28 protein-coding genes and 1 riboswitch are annotated in these 22,753 nt (G+C 70.6%); of the genes, 15 read left to right on the forward strand and 13 right to left on the reverse strand.

What is annotated here, in order from left to right; genetic code table 11:
* Positions 1-9: 9 nt before the first annotated feature.
* From OG844_RS04870 to OG844_RS04885, 4 genes are all read right to left on the reverse strand, one after another.
* The gene (locus OG844_RS04870; RefSeq protein ID WP_406388329.1) at positions 10-1,731 is read right to left on the reverse strand and encodes an urease subunit alpha; all 1,722 of its coding nucleotides are present in this window, start codon (positions 1,729-1,731) and stop codon (positions 10-12) included.
* Complete coding sequence (locus OG844_RS04875; RefSeq protein ID WP_351178849.1) at positions 1,724-2,035, reverse strand: urease subunit beta; 312 nt, start codon at positions 2,033-2,035, stop codon at positions 1,724-1,726. The genes OG844_RS04870 and OG844_RS04875 overlap by 8 nt, the downstream gene beginning before the upstream one ends.
* 15 nt (positions 2,036-2,050) lie before the next feature.
* Positions 2,051-2,353 (reverse strand): urease subunit gamma, encoded by a 303-nt coding sequence (locus OG844_RS04880; protein WP_329213448.1) that lies wholly within the window; start codon positions 2,351-2,353, stop codon positions 2,051-2,053.
* A gap of 136 nt (positions 2,354-2,489) precedes the next feature.
* Positions 2,490-3,119, reverse strand: a complete 630-nt coding sequence (locus tag OG844_RS04885) for a TetR/AcrR family transcriptional regulator (protein WP_406388331.1) — start codon at positions 3,117-3,119, stop codon at positions 2,490-2,492.
* 107 nt (positions 3,120-3,226) lie between these two features.
* On the opposite strand from OG844_RS04885, the gene OG844_RS04890 reads away from it, so the two are divergent.
* The gene (locus OG844_RS04890; RefSeq protein WP_406388333.1) at positions 3,227-4,219 is read left to right on the forward strand and encodes an ABC transporter permease; all 993 of its coding nucleotides are present in this window, start codon (positions 3,227-3,229) and stop codon (positions 4,217-4,219) included.
* A 77-nt stretch (positions 4,220-4,296) separates the two neighbouring features.
* Here OG844_RS04890 and OG844_RS04895 read toward each other — a convergent pair whose 3' ends face one another.
* Together OG844_RS04895 and OG844_RS04900 are read right to left on the reverse strand one after the other, a co-directional pair.
* Entirely contained in the window at positions 4,297-4,587 is a 291-nt protein-coding gene (locus tag OG844_RS04895; protein ID WP_406388334.1) for a type II toxin-antitoxin system Phd/YefM family antitoxin, read from the reverse strand.
* Between the two features lie 147 nt (positions 4,588-4,734).
* Positions 4,735-5,130 (reverse strand): PPOX class F420-dependent oxidoreductase, encoded by a 396-nt coding sequence (locus tag OG844_RS04900; RefSeq protein WP_406388335.1) that lies wholly within the window; start codon positions 5,128-5,130, stop codon positions 4,735-4,737.
* Between the two features lie 725 nt (positions 5,131-5,855).
* Between OG844_RS04900 and OG844_RS04905 the strand changes: the two genes are divergently transcribed.
* Both OG844_RS04905 and OG844_RS04910 read left to right on the forward strand, forming a co-directional pair.
* The gene (locus OG844_RS04905) at positions 5,856-6,491 is read left to right on the forward strand and encodes an ATP-dependent Clp protease proteolytic subunit (RefSeq protein WP_406388336.1); all 636 of its coding nucleotides are present in this window, start codon (positions 5,856-5,858) and stop codon (positions 6,489-6,491) included.
* 6 nt (positions 6,492-6,497) lie between these two features.
* A complete protein-coding gene (locus OG844_RS04910) occupies positions 6,498-6,806 on the forward strand; it encodes a hypothetical protein (RefSeq protein WP_406388337.1) in 309 nt (102 codons plus the stop codon).
* A 7-nt stretch (positions 6,807-6,813) separates the two neighbouring features.
* Here the strand turns inward: OG844_RS04910 and OG844_RS04915 are convergent, their stop codons facing one another.
* Entirely contained in the window at positions 6,814-7,500 is a 687-nt protein-coding gene (locus OG844_RS04915) for a TetR/AcrR family transcriptional regulator (protein ID WP_406388338.1), read from the reverse strand.
* A gap of 75 nt (positions 7,501-7,575) precedes the next feature.
* On the opposite strand from OG844_RS04915, the gene OG844_RS04920 reads away from it, so the two are divergent.
* The 4 genes from OG844_RS04920 (at position 7,576) to OG844_RS04935 (ending at position 10,701) form a co-directional block, all read left to right on the forward strand.
* Positions 7,576-8,268, forward strand: a complete 693-nt coding sequence (locus OG844_RS04920; protein ID WP_406388340.1) for an NAD(P)-dependent oxidoreductase — start codon at positions 7,576-7,578, stop codon at positions 8,266-8,268.
* Positions 8,265-8,669: a pyridoxamine 5'-phosphate oxidase family protein gene (locus tag OG844_RS04925; RefSeq protein WP_406388342.1), complete on the forward strand. Its 405-nt coding sequence runs from the start codon at positions 8,265-8,267 to the stop codon at positions 8,667-8,669. The genes OG844_RS04920 and OG844_RS04925 overlap by 4 nt, the downstream gene beginning before the upstream one ends.
* 32 nt (positions 8,670-8,701) lie before the next feature.
* Positions 8,702-9,574 (forward strand): haloalkane dehalogenase, encoded by an 873-nt coding sequence (locus OG844_RS04930; RefSeq protein WP_406388343.1) that lies wholly within the window; start codon positions 8,702-8,704, stop codon positions 9,572-9,574.
* Positions 9,575-10,054: 480 nt separating this feature from the next.
* Positions 10,055-10,228: riboswitch (cyclic di-AMP (ydaO/yuaA leader) on the forward strand.
* Between the two features lie 2 nt (positions 10,229-10,230).
* Complete coding sequence (locus OG844_RS04935) at positions 10,231-10,701, forward strand: C40 family peptidase (protein ID WP_406388345.1); 471 nt, start codon at positions 10,231-10,233, stop codon at positions 10,699-10,701.
* Positions 10,702-10,769: 68 nt separating this feature from the next.
* On the opposite strand, the gene OG844_RS04940 is transcribed toward OG844_RS04935, so the two are convergent.
* Positions 10,770-11,408 carry a LysE family translocator gene (locus OG844_RS04940; RefSeq protein WP_406388346.1) on the reverse strand — a complete coding sequence of 213 codons (639 nt, stop codon included), beginning with the start codon at positions 11,406-11,408 and terminating at the stop codon, positions 10,770-10,772.
* 72 nt (positions 11,409-11,480) lie between these two features.
* Between OG844_RS04940 and OG844_RS04945 the strand changes: the two genes are divergently transcribed.
* Entirely contained in the window at positions 11,481-12,398 is a 918-nt protein-coding gene (locus OG844_RS04945; protein WP_406388348.1) for a LysR family transcriptional regulator, read from the forward strand.
* 2 nt (positions 12,399-12,400) lie between these two features.
* On the opposite strand, the gene OG844_RS04950 is transcribed toward OG844_RS04945, so the two are convergent.
* On the reverse strand, positions 12,401-12,832 hold the full coding sequence (locus OG844_RS04950; protein WP_406388349.1) for an ATP-binding protein: 432 nt from the start codon (positions 12,830-12,832) through the stop codon (positions 12,401-12,403).
* A 232-nt stretch (positions 12,833-13,064) separates the two neighbouring features.
* Between OG844_RS04950 and OG844_RS04955 the strand changes: the two genes are divergently transcribed.
* Both OG844_RS04955 and OG844_RS04960 read left to right on the forward strand, forming a co-directional pair.
* Positions 13,065-13,922, forward strand: a complete 858-nt coding sequence (locus OG844_RS04955; protein ID WP_406388350.1) for a helix-turn-helix domain-containing protein — start codon at positions 13,065-13,067, stop codon at positions 13,920-13,922.
* Between the two features lie 31 nt (positions 13,923-13,953).
* Positions 13,954-14,175 (forward strand): DUF397 domain-containing protein, encoded by a 222-nt coding sequence (locus OG844_RS04960; protein ID WP_406388351.1) that lies wholly within the window; start codon positions 13,954-13,956, stop codon positions 14,173-14,175.
* Here OG844_RS04960 and OG844_RS04965 read toward each other — a convergent pair.
* On the reverse strand, positions 14,168-15,316 hold the full coding sequence (locus OG844_RS04965; RefSeq protein WP_406388352.1) for an 8-amino-7-oxononanoate synthase: 1,149 nt from the start codon (positions 15,314-15,316) through the stop codon (positions 14,168-14,170). The two genes, OG844_RS04960 and OG844_RS04965, sit on opposite strands and share 8 nt — an antisense overlap.
* Positions 15,317-15,459: 143 nt before the next feature.
* Between OG844_RS04965 and bioB the strand changes: the two genes are divergently transcribed.
* From bioB to OG844_RS04985, 4 genes are all read left to right on the forward strand, one after another.
* Complete coding sequence (bioB, locus tag OG844_RS04970) at positions 15,460-16,623, forward strand: biotin synthase BioB (protein ID WP_406388353.1); 1,164 nt, start codon at positions 15,460-15,462, stop codon at positions 16,621-16,623.
* The gene (locus OG844_RS04975; protein WP_406388354.1) at positions 16,616-17,920 is read left to right on the forward strand and encodes an adenosylmethionine--8-amino-7-oxononanoate transaminase; all 1,305 of its coding nucleotides are present in this window, start codon (positions 16,616-16,618) and stop codon (positions 17,918-17,920) included. The genes bioB and OG844_RS04975 overlap by 8 nt, the downstream gene beginning before the upstream one ends.
* 1 nt (position 17,921) lies before the next feature.
* On the forward strand, positions 17,922-18,611 hold the full coding sequence (bioD, locus tag OG844_RS04980; RefSeq protein WP_406388355.1) for a dethiobiotin synthase: 690 nt from the start codon (positions 17,922-17,924) through the stop codon (positions 18,609-18,611).
* 66 nt (positions 18,612-18,677) lie between these two features.
* The gene (locus tag OG844_RS04985) at positions 18,678-19,370 is read left to right on the forward strand and encodes a class I SAM-dependent methyltransferase (RefSeq protein WP_406388356.1); all 693 of its coding nucleotides are present in this window, start codon (positions 18,678-18,680) and stop codon (positions 19,368-19,370) included.
* A gap of 140 nt (positions 19,371-19,510) precedes the next feature.
* On the opposite strand, the gene OG844_RS04990 is transcribed toward OG844_RS04985, so the two are convergent.
* Positions 19,511-19,882 (reverse strand): fic family toxin-antitoxin system, toxin component, encoded by a 372-nt coding sequence (locus OG844_RS04990; protein WP_329213409.1) that lies wholly within the window; start codon positions 19,880-19,882, stop codon positions 19,511-19,513.
* Entirely contained in the window at positions 19,879-20,106 is a 228-nt protein-coding gene (locus tag OG844_RS04995) for an antitoxin (RefSeq protein ID WP_329213408.1), read from the reverse strand. The genes OG844_RS04990 and OG844_RS04995 overlap by 4 nt, the downstream gene beginning before the upstream one ends.
* Positions 20,107-20,462: 356 nt before the next feature.
* On the opposite strand from OG844_RS04995, the gene OG844_RS05000 reads away from it, so the two are divergent.
* On the forward strand, positions 20,463-21,998 hold the full coding sequence (locus tag OG844_RS05000) for an amino acid permease (protein WP_406388357.1): 1,536 nt from the start codon (positions 20,463-20,465) through the stop codon (positions 21,996-21,998).
* 54 nt (positions 21,999-22,052) lie between these two features.
* On the opposite strand, the gene OG844_RS05005 is transcribed toward OG844_RS05000, so the two are convergent.
* On the reverse strand, positions 22,053-22,688 hold the full coding sequence (locus tag OG844_RS05005) for a TetR/AcrR family transcriptional regulator (protein ID WP_406388358.1): 636 nt from the start codon (positions 22,686-22,688) through the stop codon (positions 22,053-22,055).
* Positions 22,689-22,753 lie beyond the last annotated feature (65 nt).

Genomic DNA, 22,753 nt, shown 5'->3' on the forward strand with positions numbered 1-22,753 from the left:
GACCCGCCCTCAGAAGAGGAAGTAGCGCTGGGCCATGGGGAGTTCGGCTGCCGGAGCAGGTTCGACCTGCTCCCCGTCGATGGTGACCGCAAAGCTGTCGGGGTCGACCTGGACCCGTGGCATGGCGTCGTTCTCCCGCATGTCCGCCTTGGTGACCCCGCGGGTGCTGGTGATGGGCACGAATGCCTTGCCCAGCCCCAGCCGGTCCGGCAGCCCGTCCTCGATGGCGGCCGTGGACACGAAGTTGAAGGAGTTGGCGGCGGGCGCACGCCCCACGGCGCCGAACATCGGACGGGGCATGACGGGCTGCGGGGTGGGGATCGAGGCGTTGGCGTCGCCCATCTGCGCGTACGCGATCTGACCGCCCTTGATCACGGTCTGCGGCTTGACGCCGAAGAAAGCCGGGTCCCACAGCACGAGGTCGGCGAGCTTCCCCGTCTCGACCGAGCCGATCTCCCGGTCCAGGCCCTGGGCGACTGCCGGGTTGATCGTGTATTTGGCGACATAGCGACGAGCCCGGTGGTTGTCGGCGGCCCCGTCGCCCGCCAGGGAACCGCGTCGCCGCTTCATCACGTGGGCCGTCTGCCAGGTACGCAGGATCACCTCGCCGATCCGTCCCATCGCCTGGGAGTCGGAGGAGATGATCGAGATGGCGCCGAGGTCGTGGAGGATGTCCTCGGCCGCGATGGTCGAGGGCCGGATCCGGGACTCGGCGAAGGCCAGGTCCTCCGGCACGGCGGGGTTGAGGTGATGACAGACCATCAGCATGTCGAGGTGTTCCTCGATCGTGTTGACGGTGTGCGGCCGGGTCGGATTGGTGGAGCTGGGCAGGACGTACGGCTCCGAGACCACGCTGATGATGTCGGGGGCGTGCCCGCCGCCCGCGCCCTCGGTGTGGTACGCGTGAATGGAGCGCCCGGCGATGGCGGCGAGGGTGTCGGCGACGAATCCGGCCTCGTTGAGCGTGTCCGTGTGGATGGCCAGTTGCGCGCCTGTCTCCTCGCAGACGCTCAGACAGGCGTCGATGACGGCGGGGGTGGCGCCCCAGTCCTCATGGATCTTGAACCCCAGCGCTCCGGCGCGCAGCTGGGAGTGCATGGCCTCGCGGGACATCGTGTTGCCCTTGCCGAGCAGGCCGATGTTGACGGGATAGCCCTCCAGGGCCTCGAACATCCGGGCGAGGTGCCAGGGCCCCGGGGTGATCGTGGTGGCCTTGGTCCCTTCCGCCGGGCCCGTGCCACCACCGACGAGCGTGGTGATGCCGGAGGAGAGCGCCTGGTCGACGAGGGTCGGGGAGATGAAGTGGACGTGCGCGTCGATGGCACCCGCGGTGATGAACTTGCCGTTGCCCGCGATGATTTCGGTCTCGGGACCGATGACCAGATCAGGGTGGACGCCGTCCATCGTGTCGGGGTTGCCGGCCTTGCCGATGCCGGTGATCCGGCCGTCGCGGATACCGATGTCGGCTTTGACGATGCCCCAGTGGTCGATGATGACGGCGCCCGTGATGACCGTGTCGGGTGCTCCCTCGGCGCGGGTGGTGCGCGCCTGGCCCATCGATTCGCGGATCACCTTGCCGCCACCGAACACCGCCTCGTCACCGGCCCTCCCGGGGCCGCCCGAGCGGTCCTCCTCGATCTCGACGACGAGATCGGTGTCGGCGAGCCGGATATGGTCGCCTGTGGTCGGCCCGAACAGATCGGCGTACACGGCGCGGCTGAGCTCAGGCATCGAGGGAACCTCCGGTTTCGCCGCGCAGCCCGGGGACGGTGCGCAGGCCTGCGAGCGGGACGAGTTCGACGTCGACCGGGACACCGGGCTCGAAGCGCACGGCGGTACCCGCTGCGATGTTCAGCCGCAGCCCGTGCGCTGCCCGGCGGTCGAAGTCCAGACCGGGGTTGGCCTCGGCGAAGTGGTAGTGCGAGCCGACCTGGACGGGCCGGTCGGCAGCGTTGAGGACGGTGATGCGGGTGACGGGGCGCCCCTCGTTGAGCCGCACCGTGCCTTCCGCGTACAGGATCTCTCCGGGAATCATCCGGCCGCTCCCCCGTCAGACGATCGGATCGTGGACGGTGACGAGCTTGGTGCCGTCCGGGAAGGTGGCTTCGACCTGGACGTCGTGAATCATCTCGGGGATGCCGTCCATGACGTCCTCGCGGGTGAGCACCTTCCTGCCGGAGGCCATCAGTTCGGCGACGGTCCGGCCGTCGCGCGCGCCCTCCAGGAGGTGGGAGGTGATCAGAGCGATCGCCTCGGGGTGATTCAGCCGCAGCCCGCGCGCCCTGCGCTTCTCGGCGACATCGGCCGCCACATGGATGAGCAGGCGTTCCTGTTCGTGCGGAGTCAGTTGCACGCTTCCACCTCTTCGTCTTCCGCCCGGGACCGGCCCGGGCGCAGCGGGACCCTATCCCCGTTCAACACTCTGTTGAACGATGAAGCGGATCGCGCGGCCAGGTATTGCACGTTAGGGCGGAAGTTTTTCCGGCGCGTTAACTGATCTTTTGCAGATCCATGGACATCAGCCCGCGCAGGCCGCTTTCGAGGACTTCCGGGCCGACGTCGCCGAACATGGCCAGCTGGGCGATGTACCCCTGGGCGACGGCGATCAGCGTGCGGGCGACGTGCTCGTCCGGCACCTCGGCGGTGAGCATTCCGGCCGCGCGGTACACGCCGACCAGTTCCGCCCAGGCCACACGCAGACCCGCATAGGCCTCACCCAGGGTGTCCGCCAGCCGCTCACTGCGCAGGGTCTCGGACCACACCTGGACGATCAGCCCGGCGTAGGCCCTGCGGTCCAGCCCGCCCGCCCTGTCCGTCCCGTCACCGAAAAGCGTGCGCACCACACGGCCGATCAGGACATCGGGAGTGGGCGGCGGACTGTCCCGGGAGGCCCGCTCGAAGGCCTGACGGACTCCACCGACCGCCTCCCCCGCGATGGCCGCGATCAGGTCCTCCTTGCCGCTGAAGTAGCGGTAGACCGCCCCCGCCGACAGCCCGACCTCCTTCAGGACGTCCTGCATCGAGGTGCCGTGGAAGCCGTCGCGGGCGAAGGCGCGTGCGGCGCCGTCGAGGATCTGCCGGCGGCGGGCGTCGAGGTGTTCCTGGGATACACGGGCCATGGACCCAACCTAAAACGAACGTTCCTTCTTGACAAGGTGCCGAGCCGGAAGGACAGTGGGATGAGCATAAAACGAACGATCCTTCTCTTTGAATCGAGGCACTCGTCATGCCCGGACAGAACCGCCGCGCGGTGGCGGTCATCCTGCTCGTCCCTCTGGTGGTGACGCTCGCGCTCTGGGCCTTCTCGTGGCCCGCCGCCCGGACGGCACCTCGGGACCTGCCCGTGGGCATCGCGGGCACCGCACCGGCGGCCGACCGGCTGCAGGAGCAGCTCGAGCGGCGCGAGGGTGCGTTCGAGATCCACCGCTACGACGACGCACCCGCCGCCCGCGCCGCCATCGAGGACCGGGTCGTATACGGCGCCGTCGTGGCCACGGAGAAGGGCCCGCAGCTGCTCACCGCGTCGGCGGCGAGCCCGGCCGTCTCCCAGCTGCTGCGCGAAGCGGTCACCGCTGCGGCCCCTGCGGGCAGCGAGGTACCGGTCACCGACGTCGTCGCCGCGCCCGGAGCCGATCCCCGGGGCAGCGTGCTCGGCGCGAGCATCCTGCCGTTGGCCCTGGCCGGAGTCGCTTCCGGGGCGGTGGTGACCCTCATGAAGCTGCGCGGCGCCCGTGCCGCCGTGACGCTGACCGGCGCGGCAGTCCTGGTGGGTGTCGCCGCCACGGCCGTGGCACACAGCTGGCTCGGCGTGATCACGGGCGACTGGTGGGCCGAGGCCGGCACCATCGGACTGACCGTGGTGGCGATCGGTGCGGCCGTGGCGGGGCTCGCCGCCCTGATCGGCACGCCGGGCATCGGTCTGGGGGCGCTGCTGATGGTGCTGCTGGGCAATCCGTTCTCCGGGATCACCAGCGCCCCCGAACTGCTCCCCGAACCGGTCGGCATGATCGGCCAGTGGCTGCCGCCGGGCGCGGGCGGATCACTCCTGCGATCCGTGGCGTTCTTCGACGGAAGTGCGGCCGGCGGGGCCATGGCGACCCTGGCGATCTGGGCGGTGCTCGGCCTCACCGCCGTCCTGATCGGCGGCCGCGCCCGCCCGGGGAACCCCGACCAGATCGAATCCTCCGAGCGCGACCCCGCACCCGCCCTCGCGGGCTGAGCGACTCCGCACCGGAACCGCCGCGCACCCCCGCCGTAGCGGACGGGGGTGCGCGGCTCTTGTCGTCGTGCCCGGAGTCAGTCGTCCCGGTCGTCGTGGCCGCGGTGCTCCGCGGCGATACCGAAACGGCGGCGTTCGCCGGGAGCGGATGTGATGGAGCCGATCGAGGACACCGTACGAACGATCTGCTCCTCGGCCTCGGCCGCGACCTCGTCACTCTCGAGTCGCTGCAGGTCAGCCGCCGACACCAGGGCCACGAGCGGCTTGCCGTGCCGTGTCACGACCACTCGCTCACCACCGTAGACAACGCGGTTGATCAGTTCGGCGAGCTCTGCTCGGGCTTGCGTCACCGGAATCTCGTAGGCCATGGTCCCCAGCTTAAGGCGCGTATCTCACCGTCACGGAGTCCGTGCGGCAGCGGAGAAGCCCAGCTCCTGTCGGCATCCATTCCGCCCGAGGTCGACGGCGAGGGCCTCGTCCCGAGCGACGTTCTTCCGGTCCAGGAGTTGTCGGCCTCAGACAGAGAAACCGGAGATCCTCTGCGGAGTCACCCGGACGATCAGCCGCAGGACATCGTCCGACTCGGCGGGCGGGTCCTCTCCGAGGTACTTCTGCGAGAGCTCGCGCGGAAGTGACTTTTCCCGGTCCTCGATCAATTCGACGGTGCCACGGATGTCCACCGAGTGGTACGGGTTCTCGATGTCGTAGACGGTGAGGCTGACCCGTGGGTCCCGGGTGAGGTTTCGCGCCTTCTGCCGCCCGGCCGTGGTGGAGAACAGCACCGCGTCTCCGTCCCTCGCCATCCAGACCACCGAGGTCTGCGGCCCTCCGTCCCGGTTCAGCGTCGCGACGGTGGCGAAGTTCCTCCCGTCCAGAAGCTTCCGCGTCTCCTCGTTGAACGCTACTGACACTGCCTCACCCTTCTGTCCCGCAACCCCTGTTGTCCACTGCTCGGGTGGAGAACGGATGCGAGGGCCGAGTTCTTCCCGATGGAGGATCGAACAGGCGGCACCCTCCTGGGGAACTCGAAGCAGGGCGCCGCCGCTCCTGGACATTGACCGGAAGCCGAGCCGGTAACGGCAGCGCACCCTCAGGCGAGGGGTACACGTCAACGTGCACCCCTCGCTCTGCCGACGGGCCGAAGGCAGTCGACGCCGGCCCTGTCGCGGCGCCGGGCCCGCAGACCGCGCGCCTGTCGAGCACCCTCCAGCCAGGGCACTTCTCGGGCCGGCCAGGGGCGTCGACGTGGCGGACACGTGCGGCCTGGTCGTGGCGGGCCGGAGAGACGGCGATGGTGCCGCCGCACTTCGTACAGACGGTGGTGGCATCACTCTCGGACATGGAACCGACCTTTCCTGTGGAGTCCCTACGCCCCCAGGTTCACCCGGCGTACGGCGGACAGCGGTGCCCTCCAGGAATGCTCAGCGTGTCGCCCACAGCCCCCTGTCGGCGTCGAGGTTGCACGAACGCGAGCCTCCTCGGCCCCCGATGTGATGGGTTATCAGGTTTCGTCCCTCGCCGAGAGCGAAACAGCCTCGGCCCTGTTGCTTCCCCCTGGACCCCTGAGCCATAGTTCCCATCGAAGCTTCTGTACGTCCTGTACATTTTTTACGGACTCGAAGGAAGAGGCAACGCCGTGCACCGTCCTGCCGCCCGCCATGTACTGCCCGAGTTCACCGAACGCACCGCGACCGGCACCCGGACTCTGGATCCGTACTCGAAGCTGCTCGCCGAGCGGATCGTCTTTCTCGGCACGCCCATCGACGACACCGCGGCCACCGACCTCATCGCGCAGTTCATGTACCTGGAGTACTCCGGGCCCGACCGGCCGGTCTCCCTCTACATCAACTCGCCCGGCGGCTCGTTCAACGCCATGGCTGCGGTCTACGACACCATGCAGTACCTGATCTGCGAGGTGGAGACCTTCTGCCTCGGCCAGGCGGGCTCCTACGCCGCCGCTCTGCTCGCAGCCGGCGCACCCGGCCGCCGACATGCCCTGCCCGGCGCCCGGGTAGTCATTCAGCAGCCGGCTCTCGACGAGCCGGTGCAGGGCCAGCCCTCCGACCTCGAGATCAAGGCGCGCGAGCTGATGCGTGAGCGAGAGTCGCTCACCGCGATGCTGGCCCGCCACACGGGGCGTTCCGCACAGGACATCGGCACCGACCTCGAGCGGGACACCATCCTCGACGCCCCGGCCGCCAAGGCGTACGGGCTGGTCGACCACATCACGGAGAACCGCACACCGCACCGGCCGCCACACCCCGCGAGGTGATCCCCGTTGCTCTCTCCCCAGCTTCCGCCGCTCCCCGCGCTGACCCGCGCCGAGGGAGAGTTCATCGACTGCTACCTGGAGGTGCTCGACCAGGTCGGCCGGATCAACCCCGCCCGCGGCAGCGACACCTACGCAGCGCTCCGGGCCGCCCAGGCGCTGGCCTCACGGGCGACCGCCCTGCGCGACGCCCTCGCGCTGATGCATGAGCGGGGCGAGTCCCAGATCCATGCGGGCACGCTGGCACGGGCGTTGAGGGTGCTGGACGGTGAGCGGCGCGCCGAGCGGGTCACCGTGCCTCCCGCTTCGGAGGGTTGACCGCTCCTCAGGCCGTCTCCCTTGCCGTGAAGTCGTCCTGACGCCGTTTCATGGCGTCTCCTCCGGCGGGAGGCGAGCCGCGACGGTCCGTTCCGGCCGCCGCCGTGCGCGACCTCGGGGCCAGCGCGGCGCGCAGTGCCGGCGTGAGGACGCGGCGGGTCTCGGACGGGGTGAGTGCGGCGGGGGTGGGAAGGGGGTTGAGGTAGCGCGTGTAGATGAGGCCGCCCAGAACCGTCACCACAGCCGTGGCGCGGGCGGTCGCGTCGCGTCCGCCGAGAAATTCAACAAGCCGGGCCAACAGCTCGCGTTCCAGGTATTCGCGGATCACCTCGGCCGCCTCCTCGCCCCGGATGGTGAGCTGCCGGAAGTCAGCGTCCTCCCACAGGTCCGTCACGGCGTCGATCAGACGGTCGGGGAGGGTTGCCGTATCGCCGCCGAGGACATCGTCCACCGCAAGCGCGTTGGCGCACTGGAACTGCATCACGTCCGCGAACAGGCCCTTCTTCGAGCCGAAGTGGTACGCGATCAGCGCCGGGTCGACGCCGGCGGCCCCGGCGACCGCGCGCAGGGTGGTGAGCCGGTAGCCGCGTTCCAGGAACAGTTCACGAGCCGCCGAGACGATCGACTCGCGGGTGGGCGGGTTGCCGCGGGGGCGGCCTCGGGTGCGGACGGAGGCGGGGGCGGCGTTATTCATCAGCGTTGAGCCTGCGTTTCGCGGTCGGCACAGTCAAGGGCGTTCCGGAAGCCACACCAAGGGATGGCCCACACCATGCGTATCGCAGTCTTCGGCGCCAACGGACCGACCGGGCGCCACCTCACCGAACAAGCCCTCGCGGCCGGCCACGAGGTCGTCGCCGTGACCCGCCGCCCGGGTTCCCTCCCCGCACGGCCGGGCCTCACCGTGGCAGTCGCCGATGCCACCGACCCGGAGGCCGTCGACGCCGTGATCGGCGGGACGGACGCCGTCCTCTCCGCGCTGGGCGCACGCTTCTCCAAAGAGAACATCACCACGTACTCGGCAAGCGCCACCGCCCTCACCCGGGCCATGGCCCGGCACGGTGTCGAACGGCTGCTCACCGTGAGCTCCAGCATCGCCGACCCCGACTGGCGGCCCACCGGCGCCCACTTCTTCAACCATGTGCTCGACCCGCTCGTCAACCGGCGCCTCGGCCGCACCCTGCACGAGGACATGCGCCGCATGGAGGCCGTGATCGGTCGTACCGACCTCGACTGGACGCTCGTCCGCCCCTCGGGCCTCTTCGAGCACCCCGCCGTCACCCGCTACCACACCGCCGAGACCAGCGCCGACGGCGTCTTCACCGCTCGTGCCGACCTCGCCGCGAGCATGCTGCGCGAGCTGGAGGAGCGGCGGTACGTCCGTACGGCCATGGGGGTCATCACCACTGCCGTGAGACCGAACATCGCCAAGCTGATCTGGAACGAGGGCGTGAAGAAGAGGTGAGCCGGGCGACTGCCGGACTGCCGGCCGCCGCAAGGGCGTTCCTCGCTCTGCCCCACACGGCCGCGCTGACCACCCTCCGCCCGGACGGGACACCGCACGCCACGCCCGTCCGCTTCACCTTCGACGCGTCCGCCGGTCTCGTCCGGGTGACCACCCGGGCGGGAGCCCGCAAGGCCCGGAACGTGGCGGCAGGTGGCGCTGCGGCCCGTGTCGCGCTCTGCCAGGCGGACGGCTTCCGCTGGCTCACTCTCGAAGGCCGGGCCGCCGTCACCGACGACCCCGCCCGCCTGGCCGAGGCCGTTCGCCGCTACACCGACCGCTACCGCACGGCCTCGCCCGCCCCGCCGGACCTGGTCGTCGTCGAGATGGCCGTCGACCGCGTCCAGAGCCTCAATCTCTGAATCTCCCGCACAGAAAGCGAAGTGACACCGCGATGCCCACCCTTCCCGTCCTCGATTCCGCCCTTCACTACCGCGAGTCCGGCGACCCCGACGGCCTGCCGTTCGTCTTCCTCCACGGCAACCCCACCTCCTCGCACCTGTGGCGGAACGTCCTGCCGGGCGTGGCCGCGCCCGGCCGCCGTCTCCTGGCCCCCGACCTCATCGGCATGGGCGACTCCGGCAAGCCCGACCTCGCCTATTCCTTCGACGACCACGCCCGCTACCTCGACGCCTGGTTCGACGCCCTCGGCCTTGCCGAGGCTGTCCTCGTCGGCCATGACTGGGGCGGAGCGCTCGCCTTCGACCGCGCAGCCCGCCTCCCGGACAGCGTGCGTGGCCTCGCCTTCACCGAGGCGATCATCAAACCGCTGGTCGGCGACGAATTCCCGTCGGCCGGAAGGGAGTTGTTTACTCTTCTGCGCACCCCGGGGGTGGGCGAGGAGATGATCCTGGAGAAGTCGCTGTTCATCGACGGGCTCCCGGGCACGCTCGCCACCCCACTGGATCCGGCCGATCTCGAGGTCTACCGCCGCCCCTTCCCGACCCCGCACAGCCGCCGCCCGATCCTGGCGTGGACGCGCATGATGCCGCTGGACTCCGAACCCGCCGACGTCGTGGCCCGCATCGAACGCTACGACGCCTGGCTGGCCGCCAGTCCCGAAGTCCCCAAGCTGCTCGCCTCGTTCGATCCCGGTCCGGGCGCGATGACCGACCAGGGGGCAGTCGCCTGGTGCGAGGAGAACATCGCGGGTCTGGAGGTCTCCCGCCACGGGCCGGCCGGCCACCACTCCCCGGAGGACCGCCCCGCGGACCTGGCCGGGGCGATCAACGTCTGGGCCGACCGCCACGGGCTGGCACGCCCGTAGACGTCCTCGAATTGCGGAAGGACGGTCACCGGCCCGTCTCCCGCCGAGGGGTGCACGCGCCTCGCTCACCGCCACCGTCGAACACCCGGGCTACGGAACCCTCGGCTGCCCCGAGCCGCCAGATCTTCGAACAGTTCCGTCAACGGCTGCACCGATGCCCCCGAAGCCGGACACGCCCGATGCGCAGATCAATTTTACTCACCCGTTCGGCGTAGACCATCCCCCTCACGGGGGACAGCTCAACTTGCGCAGTGCGCGCGGACACTGAGTGGAATTCACCGTTCCGCTGCTGGTACGAGGCCGGTCACACAGCGTCGCCTCAGCTTCGGTCCCGCCCCGTCCACCCGAACGGATCAGTCGTGATGACTCTCACAAAACAACCTTCACCGCGGAAATCCGGCAGCCCGTGAGTAAAGATCCCTGAGACGACAAGCCCCCGCCACCGCGACGGGGCGGTCCGGGCGGACGCCGAGTCCTGCCGCTGTCCGGATGCCTGGTCGACAGAAGTGGATCGGCAGGAGTGGAGGACCCGAGCACAACGGGTCGACGGGATATCCCTTCGACCCTCGGGGTGAAGCCGCCAAGTGCGGCCGGGCAACTTCGCCAGCCCGAACCCGACAGGTCATCCTTCACAGGCGGCTGACGAAGGGTTGCGCATGACTGCGCAGGTTCATGTCCCGTCTCTTTTCGCCCGGGTCGGTACGGCCTCGGTTCTCACATTCGCTGTAGGTACCACCATGCTCGCCCCCGGCCTCGTCAACGAGGCCGGGGCCGCTACCCACTCGACGAGGGCGCTCGACATCGCCGCCTCGAAGAAGGGAGCGCCCTACAGGCACGGCGCCAGCGGCCCCCACCGCTTCGACTGTTCGGGCCTCACGCTCTACGCGTTCAAGAAGGCGGGCAAGAAGCTCCCCCGCACGGCCCAGCAGCAGTACAACAAGACCCGCCACATCTCCTCGTCGCAACGGCGGCGCGGCGACCTGGTCTTCTTCCACGCGGGCCGGAGCGTCTACCACGTGGGCATCTACGCCGGCGGCGGCAAGATCTGGCACTCGCCGAAGACCGGGGCGGTGGTCCGGCTGGAACGGATCTGGTCGAAGAGCATCTGGTACGGGCGGGTCCGCTGACGGCTGCCCCCGGCTGACACCGCCGCCGGCCGTCCCTGCCAGCCCCGCAGGAGGCCGGTCCTGCCGAGTCAGTGCAGCAGGGGCCCGGTCACCAGCACGAGCCCCAGCGCGGTGAGCGCCGCGCCGCTGCCGCCCTCGATCGCGCGGGCGGTACGCGGCCGGCGCAGCCAACGGCCGAGGCGGTCCACCAGCAGGGCCACGGCCGGGAACCAGAGGAGGGCCAGCACCACGACCACGGCCGCCAGCAGCAGGGTTCTGGGAAGCGGCGGCTGCCCCTCGGGGACGAACTGGGGCAGCAGGCTGAGGAAGAGCACAGGCGCCTTCGGGTTCAGGGCGTTGGTCAGGAAGCCCTGGCGCAGTGCCCGTACCGGCCCCCGTTCGGTTGCGGGCGCCTCATCCGGTGCGGAGGCGCCCGCAACCGCCCGCCGCCGGACCGCGTACAGGGCGCTCACCCCCAGGTGGAGCACATAGGCGCCACCGAGCAGCTGCACGGTGCGGAACAGGACGGGCACCGCCACCAGCACCGCCGCGAGTCCGGCGACGGCCAGCGCGGTGTGCACGAGCAGCCCCCCGGCGACACCCACCGCCGCAGCCATCCCTGACCGGCGCGAGGCGAGGGCGTTGCGTACGACCACGGTGAAGTCCGCGCCGGGCAGGGCGACCATTCCCGCGGCGACCGGGACGAAGGCGAGAAGTTGTGCGTCCATGGGTACACCCTGACCCGGCCGGCCCTTTAGCGTGTACTTGCAATCTTCTGGGTCTGCCAAAAGGAATGCTTTATGTACGATCCGACGCGGCTGGCCGCACTGGTGGCGGTCGCCGAGGCCGGTTCGATCACGAAGGCGGCCGCGAGGCTCGGCTACACCGCGCCCGCCCTCTCCCAGCAGCTCGCGAAACTGGAGCGGGAGTCCGGGGCCGCGCTGCTGGTGCGCCACCATCGCGGGGCCCGCCTGACGGCTGCCGGTGAGCTACTGGCCGGGCGTGCCCGACGGGTCCTGGACGAGATGGACCAGGCGCGGCACGAGCTGGCCCGGCTCGCGGGGCTGTCGGGAGGGCGGCTGCGGGTCGGCACCTTCACCACGGCCGGTATTCATCTGCTGCCGCCGGTGCTCAGTGCGTTCCGCCGCGCCCACCCGGACGTGGAACTCACCGTGACGGACTACGAGCCGCCCGGCGGGGTCGCAGCCGTGGCCGCGGGCGACGTGGATCTGGCGCTGACCCATGCGTACGAACCGGCTGTCGCCGATCCGCTGCCCTCCGGGGTGTACGCCGAGCCTCTGCTGGTCGAGGAGCTCGTACTGATCACAGCCGTGGGGCAGGCGCTGTCCGAGGGCAGCGGCCGGCTCCCGGTGACCGAGCTGGCGGGCCGTCCGCTGATCAGCAGCGCACCCGCGCATCCACCCCGACAGGGGGTGGAGCGCGCGCTGGCCGACGCCGGGGCGACGCCGGCCGTGGTGTGCGAGTCCCCCGGCTACGCGCTGGTGTGCGCACTGGTCAGCGCGGGTGTAGGCGTGGCGGTGGTGCCCGAGATGGTCGCGTCGATGTCTCCGACGCCACTCGCCGTGCGGCGCCTCGACCCCTCCGCCTTCCGCCGGACGATCTCCGTGGTGCACCGCGGTGACCGGTCGACGGCCGCGGCCGCGACACTCAGGGCTCTGCTGCGCAGCGGCTTCGGCCGCGCCACGGGGGCGCGGTGACGTCAGGCCTGAGCGGGCACGACCCAGGGAAGCGCGATCGACACGGTCTTGCCGCCGTCCGGGGTGGGGCTGACGCTCAGCCGGCCGCCGCATTCCTTGGCGAGGGCCCTGATGATCACCATCCCGCGGCCGTTGTCCTGCTGGACTGCGGCGGGTAGCCGTTGGGGCCAGCGGGGGTGACTGTCCGTCACTCCCAGATAGAGTTCGACGTCCCGGTCGAGGCGGAGGTCCACCGTGAAGGTGGGCGACTGCCCGAAGGTGTGCTGGACGGCGTTGGTGGCGAGCTCCGAGACGATCAGCCGGATCGTGTCGGCGGCGTCGGTCCCGTCGGGGAGGCCCCAGCCGGCGAGAACGCCGGCCACGTACCTCCGTGCCCGGGAGACCGAGACCGGGTCGCTCGGCAGAGTGGCGGTTGCTTCTTGATGGTCTGCCATGGCGACGCCGTCCCTTTCCCGCCCTGACCGACCTGCGATCGGCCTGGATTGTGCTTCGCGCCAGATTGCCACTGATGCCGCCCTCTGTAACGGCAATCCATCAAGATATGCATATATCTGTCGCCCAATACGGTGAACTCTGCCCCGGAAGCCGTATACGGGCGCAACACTGGCCCCCTTCCGAGCCGGACCCGGTACGGGCCGGCTCCCCGCAGAGCGGAAGGAGGCCGGCATGCGGCACGGCCCAGCGGTACGCCGACGCAAGCTCGGGGAGGAGCTGCGGAGTCTGCGCCACACCACGGGACTCACCAGCCGGGAGGCAGCCCGTCTGCTGGGCTGGCACCAGTCGAAGGTGAGCCGGATCGAGACGGGTGCGAGCGGAGTGACTCCGGGCGATGTGACCCGGTTGCTGGACGCCTACGACGTGGACGACGTTCACCTCCGGTCCCTCCTGGAGGTGCTCGCGGGCTCGGCGGGCGGTGGGGGCACAGGGTGGTGGCATGCCTACCGGGGCCTCATCCCACCCCAGTACCGCGACTTCATCAGCCTGGAGTCCCAGGCGGGAGCCGCCCGCACGCTGGAGACCTCGGTGGTCCCGGGGCTGCTCCAGACCGCGGGCTACGCACGGGCGGTGACCCGGTCCTCGCTGGACGGGCTGCCGCCCGGACAGCTGGACTCCCTGGTGGAGGTCCGGCTCGCCCGCCAAGGGGTGCTGTACGCGCAGCGCCCGCTGGAGTTGAGCGTCGTGCTCGACGAAGCCGTGCTGCGGCGCGGAGTCGGCGGCCCCCAGGTGATGAGGGAGCAGCTGGACCATCTGGCCCACGCAGCTCAACTACCGCACGTGCAACTGCAGTTACTGCCTTTCGAGGCCGGCAGCTATATCGGCCTCACGGGACCTTTCGTTATCTTCTCCTTCCCGAACATTTCTGATCTGGATGTGGTCGTTCTTGACCATTTGACGAGTAGTCTCTATCTGGAGCGGAGAGAAGACCTCGAGGCGTACAGCTCGGCCTTCCGCACGATGCAGGCTCACGCGCTGTCGCCGGAGCGATCGCTGGACCTCATCGCCGCAGTCAGCCGCGGCGACTGACCGGACCTACAGACTGCCCGAGGGGGGCACGATGTCCGACCGTCTCGCACAGCACCGTCTCGAAGCGCACGCACCGCGGTGGCGCCGCAGCAGCCGCAGCACCGGGATGAACAACTGCGTGGAAGCTGCCCGGCTCGGCGCTGGGCAGCTCGCCGTACGCGACTCCAAGGACGTGGACCTGCCGCCGCTGCGCTTCTCGGCGACGGCCTGGACCTCCTTCGTCGGCGGGCTGGGTGACCGCCGGGTCAGCTGACCCCGGAGGGTGCCGATGCCACGATCGTGGCCACCGCGGTCGCGATCTGCTCACGGCTGAGGTCGGCCCGTGCGGTCAGCCGCAGCCTGGAGATCCCGTCCGGTACCGACGGGGGCCGGAAGCACCCGACCGCGAGACCGGCCGTGCGGCAGTCCGCCGCCCAGCGCACCGCCGCCTCCGCGGACGGCGCGCGGACGGAGACGACCGCCGCGTCGGGGCGCACCGCTGTCAGACCTGCCGCGGTCAGCCGGCCGTACAGGTCGCCGGCGACCTCCCGGGCCCTGGCCGCCCGTTCCGGTTCGCGGCGGAGCAGCCGCAGAGCACCCAGGGCCGAGCCTGCCGCCGCCGGCGCGAGACCGGTGTCGAAGATGAACGTGCGGGCCGTGTTGACCAGATGGTCGATGACACGGGCGGGGCCGAGGACCGCTCCACCCTGACTGCCCAGGGATTTGGAGAGGGTGAGCGTGGCGACGACACCTTCGCCGCCGGCCAGCCCGGCGGCGGCGAGCGCTCCACGCCCGCCCTCGCCCAGCACGCCCAGGCCGTGCGCGTCGTCCACGAGGAGTGCCGCGCCCTCGGCGCGGCAGACAGTGGCGAGCTCCGCCAGCGGCGCGGCATCGCCGTCCACCGAGAAGACGGAGTCCGAGACGGCCAGCGCACGTCCGTCGTGCGCCTGGAGCGCCTTGCGCACGGCGTCGGGGTCCGCGTGCGGCACGACCGCCGTGGCGGCCCGCGAGAGCCTGCACCCGTCGACGATCGAGGCGTGGTTGCCCGCGTCGGACACGATCAGCGAGCCGTGTCCGGTCAGTGCGGTGAGAGCGGCGAGGTTGGCCGCATAGCCGGACGAGAGCACCAGGGCGGCTTCGAACCCGCAGAAGTCCGCGAGCGCGCGTTCGAGTTCGGCGTGCAGCGCGGTGGACCCGGTGACCAGCCGTGAGCCCGTGGCGCCGGCCCCCCAGCGCCGGGCCGCGTCCGCCGCCGCGGCGGTGACTTCGGGGTGCCGGGTGAGGCCGAGATAGTCGTTGCTCGCGAGGTCCAGCAGTTCCGCTTCGGCGGGCCGGGGGCGCAGGGTCCGGACGAGTCCGGCGGCGGCACGGCGACGGGCCTCGTCATCGATCCAGTCGAACGGGGCGAAGGGCATGGGAGGGTCCCTTTTGTAGGCAGCTCACAGACCCTAGCCCGGTGCGCAGCAGGTCAGGATGTGGCAATACACACACCCTTGGCCGCCTCTCCTGTCCGGTTCCTCCTTGGCCGGAGGCCGTGCCGTACGTAAGGATCAGGTCCATGGACCTGCTGAACACGCTGGTGGACAAGGGGCTGCGGCGCGAACTGCCGACCCGTGAAGAAGCGCTCGCCGTACTGGCGACCTCCGACGACGAACTGCTCGACGTGGTGGCCGCGGCCGGAAAGGTGCGCCGCCAGTGGTTCGGGCGGCGCGTGAAACTGAACTATCTGGTCAACCTCAAGTCCGGGCTCTGCCCCGAGGACTGCTCGTACTGCTCGCAGCGGCTCGGCTCCAAGGCGGAGATCCTCAAGTACACCTGGCTGAAGCCGGACGAGGCGACGAAGGCCGCGACCGCCGGGGTCGCCGGTGGCGCGAAGCGCGTGTGCCTGGTGGCGAGCGGCCGAGGGCCGACGGACCGGGACGTCGACCGGGTGTCGAAGACCATCGAGGCGATCAAGGAGCAGCACGAGGACGTCGAGGTGTGCGCCTGCCTCGGTCTGCTGTCCGAGGGGCAGGCGGACCGTCTCAGGTCCGCGGGAGCCGATGCGTACAACCACAATCTCAACACCTCGGAGGGGACGTACGGGGACATCACGACGACCCACACGTACGCCGACCGGGTGGATACCGTGCAGCAGGCCCAGGCCGCGGGCCTTTCGGCGTGCTCCGGGCTGATCGCGGGCATGGGCGAGACCGACGCCGACCTGGTGGACGTCGTCTTCTCGCTGCGCGAGCTGAACCCGGACTCGGTGCCGGTGAACTTCCTGATTCCGATGGAGGGGACCCCGCTCGCCAAGGACTGGCACCTCACCCCTCAGCGGTGCCTGCGCATTCTGGCGATGGTCCGTTTCGTCTGCCCGGACGTCGAGGTACGTCTCGCCGGCGGGCGCGAGGTCCATCTGCGCTCGATGCAGCCGCTCGCCCTGAACCTGGTCAACTCGATCTTCCTGGGCGACTATCTGACCAGTGAGGGCCAGGCGGGCCAGACCGACCTCGACATGATCGCGGACGCCGGTTTCGAGGTGGAGGGTGCGGGCACGACGACGCTTCCCGAGCACCGCGCCCAGGTGGGCGGCGGCTGTGGTTCGCACGACGGCGGCTGCGCACCCTGCGGTGACGCTCCCGAGGCGGCCGCGGAGGACGCCGAGGTCCCTGCGGCACGGACGGATCTGGTGGCGGTCCGACGCCGCGGTGCCGGGACGGACCTCGCGCCCAATGCGTGAACCGCTCGCGCCCGGACGGCTGCGCGCCCTGGACCGGGCCCACGTCTGGCACCCCTACGGTCCGATGCCGGGCCGTCAGGAGCCGCTGGTCGTGGAGTCCGCGTCCGGTGTGCGGCTCCGGCTCGCGGAACCCGCCGAAGGGCACCGCGAGCTGGTGGACGGCATGTCCTCGTGGTGGTCGGCGGTGCACGGCTACAACCATCCGGTTCTCAACGAGGCCGCACGCGGCCAGCTGGACCGGATGAGCCATGTGATGTTCGGCGGGCTCACCCACGAGCCCGCCGTCCGGCTCGCCACCCGGCTGGTGGAGATCACTCCGGAACCGCTGCAACACGTCTTCCTCGCCGACTCCGGATCGGTTTCGGTCGAGGTCGCGGTGAAGATGTGCCTGCAGTACTGGCGCTCGGCCGGGCAGCCCGCCAAACACCGGCTGCTGACATGGCGCGGGGGCTACCACGGGGACACCTGGCAGCCGATGTCGGTGTGCGATCCCGAGGGCGGGATGCACGAACTGTGGTCGGGGGCCCTCCCGCGCCAGATCTTCGCGGACGCTCCGCCGGACGGCTTCGACGCCGAGCCGGACGACGCCTACGTGCGTCATCTGCGGGAGATCGTCGCGGACCACGCCGACGAACTGGCGGCGGTGATCGTGGAACCGGTGGTACAGGGTGCCGGCGGCATGCGGTTCCACTCGCCCGCGTACCTGCGGGTGCTCCGCGAGGCGTGCGACGAGAACGACGTACTCCTCGTGTTCGACGAGATCGCGACGGGATTCGGCCGCACGGGGCAGCTGTTCGCAGCCGGGCACGCCGGGGTCTCCCCCGATGTCATGTGTGTCGGCAAGGCTCTGACCGGCGGCTATCTGACGCTGGCCGCCACGCTGTGCACCTCACGTGTGGCGGAGGGCATCTCGAGCGGAGATGTGCCGGTGCTGGCGCACGGGCCGACGTTCATGGGCAATCCGCTCGCCGCGTCAGTGGCCTCGGCCTCCATCGATCTGCTGCTGGGCCAGGACTGGGAGCAGGAGGTGAAGCGGATCGGCGCAGGGCTGCGGCACGGGCTCGCGGAGGCCTCCGGTCTGCCTGGTGTCCGGGACGTACGGGTGCTGGGCGCGATCGGAGTGGTACAGCTCGATCACGAGGTGGACATGACGGCCGCGACACGCGCCGCGGTCCGCGAGGGCGTCTGGCTGCGGCCGTTCCGCGACCTCGTGTACACCATGCCGCCCTATGTGACGGGCGACGACGATGTGGCACGGATCTGCCGGGCCGTGTGCGCGGCAGCGCGGGAAGGGTGACATGACGATTCTGGTGGTGTCGGGTACGGGCACCGAGATCGGCAAGACGGTCGTGACAGCCGCGGTGGCCGCGGCCTTCCGGGGCCGCCGGGTCGCGGTTCTCAAGCCCGCCCAGACCGGGCTGGCGCCCGGCGAGCCGGGGGACGCCGCCGAGGTGGCACGGCTCGCGGGCGCCCATGTGACCGCGGTCGAACTGGCACGTTTCCCGGAGCCGCTGGCCCCTGCGACGGCCGCGCGCCGTGCCGGAATGGCACCGGTGCGTCCGTACGAAGTGGCCGAAGCCGCCCAGAAACTGGCGACGGAGCACGATCTGGTGCTCGTCGAGGGTGCGGGCGGACTGCTGGTCCGGTTCGACGACGAGGGTGCCACCCTCGCGGACGCCGCACGACTGATGGGAGCGCCCGTGCTGGTCGTGGCACCCGCGGGCCTGGGGACCCTGAACGCCACGGCGCTCACGGCCGAGGCACTGCGGGCGCGTGGCATCGAGTGCCTCGGCGTGGTGGTGGGCAGCATGCCGCCCGAACCGGATCTGGCCGCCCGCTGCAATCTCGACGACCTTCCGGTCGTGGCGGGCGCCCCGCTGCTCGGCGCGGTCCCGGCCGGGGCGGGATTTCTGCCTCCGGCCGACTTCCGTGCGCGGGCCGCGAGTTGGCTGGCACCGGAGCTCGGCGGGAACGGGTTCGGCCGTTGAGCGGCTGAGCGGGCCCGCACGGGGGAGAATCGAGGTAGCCGTACCTGTCCCTCGAGGAGGTCCGTCATGCCGAGGTCCGTCACGCACCTGCGCAACACGAAGATTCCAGGGGATGCGGTGCACCACCCGGTCTTCGCCCGGTTCTACGCCTGGATGAGCGTGACCGCCGATCTGAAGGGCGGCATCGCCGCCCACCGGGAGGAGCTCCTGTCCGGGCTCTCGGGCCGGGTGATCGAGATCGGCGCGGGCAACGGACTCAATTTCGCGCACTACCCCGGGTCCGTCTCCGAGGTGGTGGCGATCGAACCCGAGCGCAGCCTGCGTCAACTGGCGGCCCGCGCCGGCCTGCGTGCGGAGGTCCCGGTCGATGTGGTGCCGGGCACGGCCGAGGCCCTGCCGGTCAAGAGCGAGGCCTTCGACGCGGCCGTGGCCTCGCTCGTCCTGTGCACCGTCCGGGATCTGCCCCGGGCCCTCGGTGAGATCAAGCGGGTGCTGCGGCCGGGCGGTGAACTGCGCTTCTTCGAGCACACGCTGGCGTCAGGCCGGGCGCTGTCGACCGCTCAGCGCGCGGTGGACCGCACCGTCTGGCCGCTGCTCTTCGGGGGCTGTCACACGGCGCGGGACACCCTCGCGGCGATCGAGGCTGCCGGCTTCGAGCTGGGGACGTACCGCAGGCTGCGGATCCCGGAACGGGGTGTGCAGCTGCCGTCCTCACCCTGCGTGCTCGGGGTCGCCCGGCGCCCCATGGTCGTGGACTGAGGCACCCGGCGCGCGGCCGTGGACCCAGGCACGGGGCCGTGGACCCAGGCGCGCCGCCACGGGGACTCAGGCACACAGCCCCGCACTCGGACGCGCGGCCGTGGACTCAGGTACGCGGCGCGTGGGAGCAGCCTGCCCGGTCACAGGGTCCACTGGCGCAGTTCGTCCGCGATGGCCCGGACATCCGCCTTGCCCTCCTTCACCAGCAGGGCCAGGTCGCGGACCTGTTCGGGCGACGTGATGACCTTCAGGCCCGACGCGACGAGGTAGCCGTACGCGACCGCGGACGCGAACATCGCGTTGGAGTGCTCCAGAGCCGGTACGTGGAGAAGCAGTTGCAGCAGGGCTGCGGCCCGGGAGTGCGGATCGCTGTAGACGGGACTGCCGAAGATCTCCGCCTCGTGCCGGCCGACCGCGGCGACGAGCGCACCCCAGTCGACGACCTGTGGATCACCGGGTGTCTTGTGCTCGGCGACCATGAGCAGCCAGGAAAGGTCGATCTGGAGGTTCAACGGCTGCCTTTGCGCTCCGTGCCGAACTCCTCGGCGAACACCGACTCGTACTGCTTCATGAAGTCGGCCGCGGCCTCGACGAAGGTGTGTCCCACCTCGCCCGCATCCTGTTTGACGAGCTCCTCTATGTAGCGGTTCACGCTCATCCCCCGCTGCAGCGCGCGCTGGCGCGCTGCTTCGGCGGTGGCCTCGTCCACTCGAACGTTCAGCTGAGTCTTGGGCACACCATCACGCTAGCGTGCCTGCGCTAGCACCGGCAAGAGGAACCGGCGCGTGCCCCGTGCACCGGTGACCGCCGCACACAGGACGCACGACCGCGCACCGTCCGGCGGGACGCCGGTGAGCTGGGAATACGCCGCCGCGCCTCCCCCATCACGTCGCACGCACCCGAGTGCTGGACACCTGCGGGCTGCGGGCGCGCCCCGTGGCGGAGTGAGCGCTTCGGCTCCGTGCGGACACGACCGCGTCATCCGGCGGAAACACCCTCTCCCTAATTTCTATCGTCCGACAGGAATACGGCTTCGGCCGACTGCCCCGCGCTCCCGGAACCGTCCGCCCTCCCCTGAGAGCAGGTCCAGCCATGGCCGCCACCGCCCCCGCCGACCTACGTCCCGACCCGCCCGTACCCCCGGCCCCGGAAGCCGGCTCCTCCCTCCAGGAGTTCGGCTACCGACAGGAACTGCACCGCAGCCTCGGCCGGTACGCCTCCTTCGCCGCCGGATTCTCGTTCATCTCCGTCCTGACGACGGTCTTCCAGTTCTTCGCGGTCGGCTACGCCTTCGGCGGTCCGGTCTTCTTCTGGACCTGGCCGGCCGTGCTGGCCGGACAGCTGCTGGTCGCCGCGTGTTTCGCCGAACTCGCCGCCCGCTACCCGATTTCGGGTGCGATCTACCAGTGGTCGTCCCGGCTCAGCAATCTCACCTTCGGCTGGTTCGCAGGCTGGATCATGGTCATCGGTCAGGTCGTGGTGGTGGCCGCGGCGGCCCTGGCTCTCCAGATGGTGATGCCCCCGATCTGGTCCGGTTTCCAGATCCTCGGCGGCGACCCGGCACCGCTGTCGCGGACCGGGGCGGCCAACGCGGCGGTCCTCGGGACTATTCTGCTGGCCCTCACGACGCTGGTGAACGTCATCGACAACCGCGTGATGTCGGTGGTCAACCGGATCGGGGTCACGGCCGAGATCATCGGTGCCGTCCTGATCGTGGTACTGCTTCTGACGCACTCCGAGCGCAGTCCGGGCATCACCTTTCACACAAGCGGCGCGGAGACGGGTGTGTTCGGCGCCCTGCTGGTGGGTTCGTTCACGGCCGCGTACGTGATGATCGGCTTCGACAGCGCCGGGGAGATGAGCGAGGAGACCCGCGATCCCCTCCGGACCGCCCCGCGCACGATCCTGTCCGCGCTCGGCGCGGCGGGCCTGCTCGGCGGGCTCCTGGTCCTGGGCGGGCTGCTGGCCGCGCCGAGTCTCACGGACGGGAACCTCGCGACCGACGGCATGAGCTACGTCCTGACCAGCAGTCTGGGTGACGGCCTGGGCAGGGTTCTGCTGGCCGATGTGGTGGTCGCCGTCGTGGTGGCGACGCTGGCGGTCCAGACCGCGGCGTGCCGGATGCTGTTCTCGATGGCACGTGACGGGCAGTTGCCCTGTTCCGGCCTGCTGTCCAAGGTCAACCGGCGGACCGGGATGCCGACCGCACCCGCACTGGTCGTCGGGGTGCTCGCCGCGGTCCTGCTGCTCCTCAACTTCTCCTCGCCGGACGCGTTCCTGGCCATCGGCACCACGTGCATCGTGATGCTGTACCTCGCGTACTCGATGGTGACGGGCCCGCTCCTGGTCCGCCGGCTGCGCGGCACGTACAGCTCCCGCACCGATGCCCTGGACGAGGCGGGCAAGCCGCTGTTCTCACTGGGGCGCTGGGGCCTGCCGGTCAATGTTCTCGCCCTGCTCTACGGCCTGTTCATGACGGTCAACCTGGCCTGGCCCCGGGCGGAGGTCTACGACCCGGCGGGCGGTCACTGGTACTTCCAGTGGTTCACGGTCCTGTTCCTGACCGGCACGGTCGCCCTGGGCGCCGCGTACCGCACGTACCGGAGGCGAGCGGTTTCCACCCGCTGACCCGTCGGCCCCGGATACCGGCAGAACCGCCGGTGCCCGGGGCCGCCGCGTGGCCTACCCGTCGCGCCGCGACCCGGCGATGCGCAGCGCCGCGTCCGCCGTCGCGGCGGCGAACACGTCGGCCGACCGCTCCGGGTCCGAGCGGTGCACCAGGATCACGCCTTCGATCAGGCCGAAGACCAGATCGGTGCGCAGCGCCAGCTCCCCCTCGTCGAGGTCCGCGCACGCCTCCGTGTCGGCCAGCAACTCCCCGTACGCGTCCTTGAGCTCGGTCCGGACGCGATGGAATCCGGCGAACCGTTCCGCCCGCACCTCGGGCAGCACGTACAGCGCGCCCAGATTGTGCGGGCCCGCGCACAGCAGTGCCACATCCGAGCGGCACAGCTCCCACAGCCGGTCCTCCGCACTCGTCGCGTCATCGGCGAGCAGTCGCCGTGCCACCGCCAACGACGGGGTGACCGTGGACTCGAGGAGCTCCGCGAGCAGGTCCTCCTTGCCCGCGACGTAGTGATACATCGTCGCCTGGCGCATGCCTGCCCGTTCCGCGACGGCCCGGGTGGTGGTCGCCGAGTAGCCGCGGCTGGTGAACAGCTCGGCGGCCGCGCTCAGCAGTTCGTCTCGCGCGGACAGACCGCTGTCGGGCCGCTGCTGGGCGCGCGGGCGACCGACCTTTCTTCCGGTGGGAGGCATGAGGCCGATCGTCGCACATCCCGGGCTGCGGGGATCTTGGTGAGCAGTCGGTAACGCACCCGCAA

It is taken from the genome of Streptomyces sp. NBC_00887 (assembly GCF_045207585.1).

Bases quoted from the DNA above. Each gene is read 5' to 3' on its own strand.
- OG844_RS04975 (WP_406388354.1), top strand. From the start codon at position 16,616: ATGCGTGAACCGCTCGCGCCCGGACGGCTGCGCGCCCTGGACCGGGCC.
- bioD (WP_406388355.1), top strand. From the start codon at position 17,922: ATGACGATTCTGGTGGTGTCGGGTACGGGCACCGAGATCGGCAAGACG.
- OG844_RS04920 (WP_406388340.1), top strand. From the start codon at position 7,576: ATGCGTATCGCAGTCTTCGGCGCCAACGGACCGACCGGGCGCCACCTC.
- OG844_RS04955 (WP_406388350.1), top strand. From the start codon at position 13,065: ATGCGGCACGGCCCAGCGGTACGCCGACGCAAGCTCGGGGAGGAGCTG.
- OG844_RS04940 (WP_406388346.1), bottom strand. From the start codon at position 11,408: ATGGACGCACAACTTCTCGCCTTCGTCCCGGTCGCCGCGGGAATGGTC.
- OG844_RS04985 (WP_406388356.1), top strand. From the start codon at position 18,678: ATGCCGAGGTCCGTCACGCACCTGCGCAACACGAAGATTCCAGGGGAT.
- OG844_RS04915 (WP_406388338.1), bottom strand. From the start codon at position 7,500: ATGAATAACGCCGCCCCCGCCTCCGTCCGCACCCGAGGCCGCCCCCGC.
- OG844_RS04935 (WP_406388345.1), top strand. From the start codon at position 10,231: ATGACTGCGCAGGTTCATGTCCCGTCTCTTTTCGCCCGGGTCGGTACG.
- OG844_RS04875 (WP_351178849.1), bottom strand. From the start codon at position 2,035: ATGATTCCCGGAGAGATCCTGTACGCGGAAGGCACGGTGCGGCTCAAC.
- OG844_RS04950 (WP_406388349.1), bottom strand. From the start codon at position 12,832: ATGGCAGACCATCAAGAAGCAACCGCCACTCTGCCGAGCGACCCGGTC.
- OG844_RS04870 (WP_406388329.1), bottom strand. From the start codon at position 1,731: ATGCCTGAGCTCAGCCGCGCCGTGTACGCCGATCTGTTCGGGCCGACC.
- bioB (WP_406388353.1), top strand. From the start codon at position 15,460: ATGGACCTGCTGAACACGCTGGTGGACAAGGGGCTGCGGCGCGAACTG.
- OG844_RS04890 (WP_406388333.1), top strand. From the start codon at position 3,227: ATGCCCGGACAGAACCGCCGCGCGGTGGCGGTCATCCTGCTCGTCCCT.
- OG844_RS04965 (WP_406388352.1), bottom strand. From the start codon at position 15,316: ATGCCCTTCGCCCCGTTCGACTGGATCGATGACGAGGCCCGTCGCCGT.
- OG844_RS04885 (WP_406388331.1), bottom strand. From the start codon at position 3,119: ATGGCCCGTGTATCCCAGGAACACCTCGACGCCCGCCGCCGGCAGATC.
- OG844_RS04960 (WP_406388351.1), top strand. From the start codon at position 13,954: ATGTCCGACCGTCTCGCACAGCACCGTCTCGAAGCGCACGCACCGCGG.
- OG844_RS05005 (WP_406388358.1), bottom strand. From the start codon at position 22,688: ATGCCTCCCACCGGAAGAAAGGTCGGTCGCCCGCGCGCCCAGCAGCGG.
- OG844_RS05000 (WP_406388357.1), top strand. From the start codon at position 20,463: ATGGCCGCCACCGCCCCCGCCGACCTACGTCCCGACCCGCCCGTACCC.
- OG844_RS04895 (WP_406388334.1), bottom strand. From the start codon at position 4,587: ATGGCCTACGAGATTCCGGTGACGCAAGCCCGAGCAGAGCTCGCCGAA.
- OG844_RS04945 (WP_406388348.1), top strand. From the start codon at position 11,481: ATGTACGATCCGACGCGGCTGGCCGCACTGGTGGCGGTCGCCGAGGCC.
- OG844_RS04930 (WP_406388343.1), top strand. From the start codon at position 8,702: ATGCCCACCCTTCCCGTCCTCGATTCCGCCCTTCACTACCGCGAGTCC.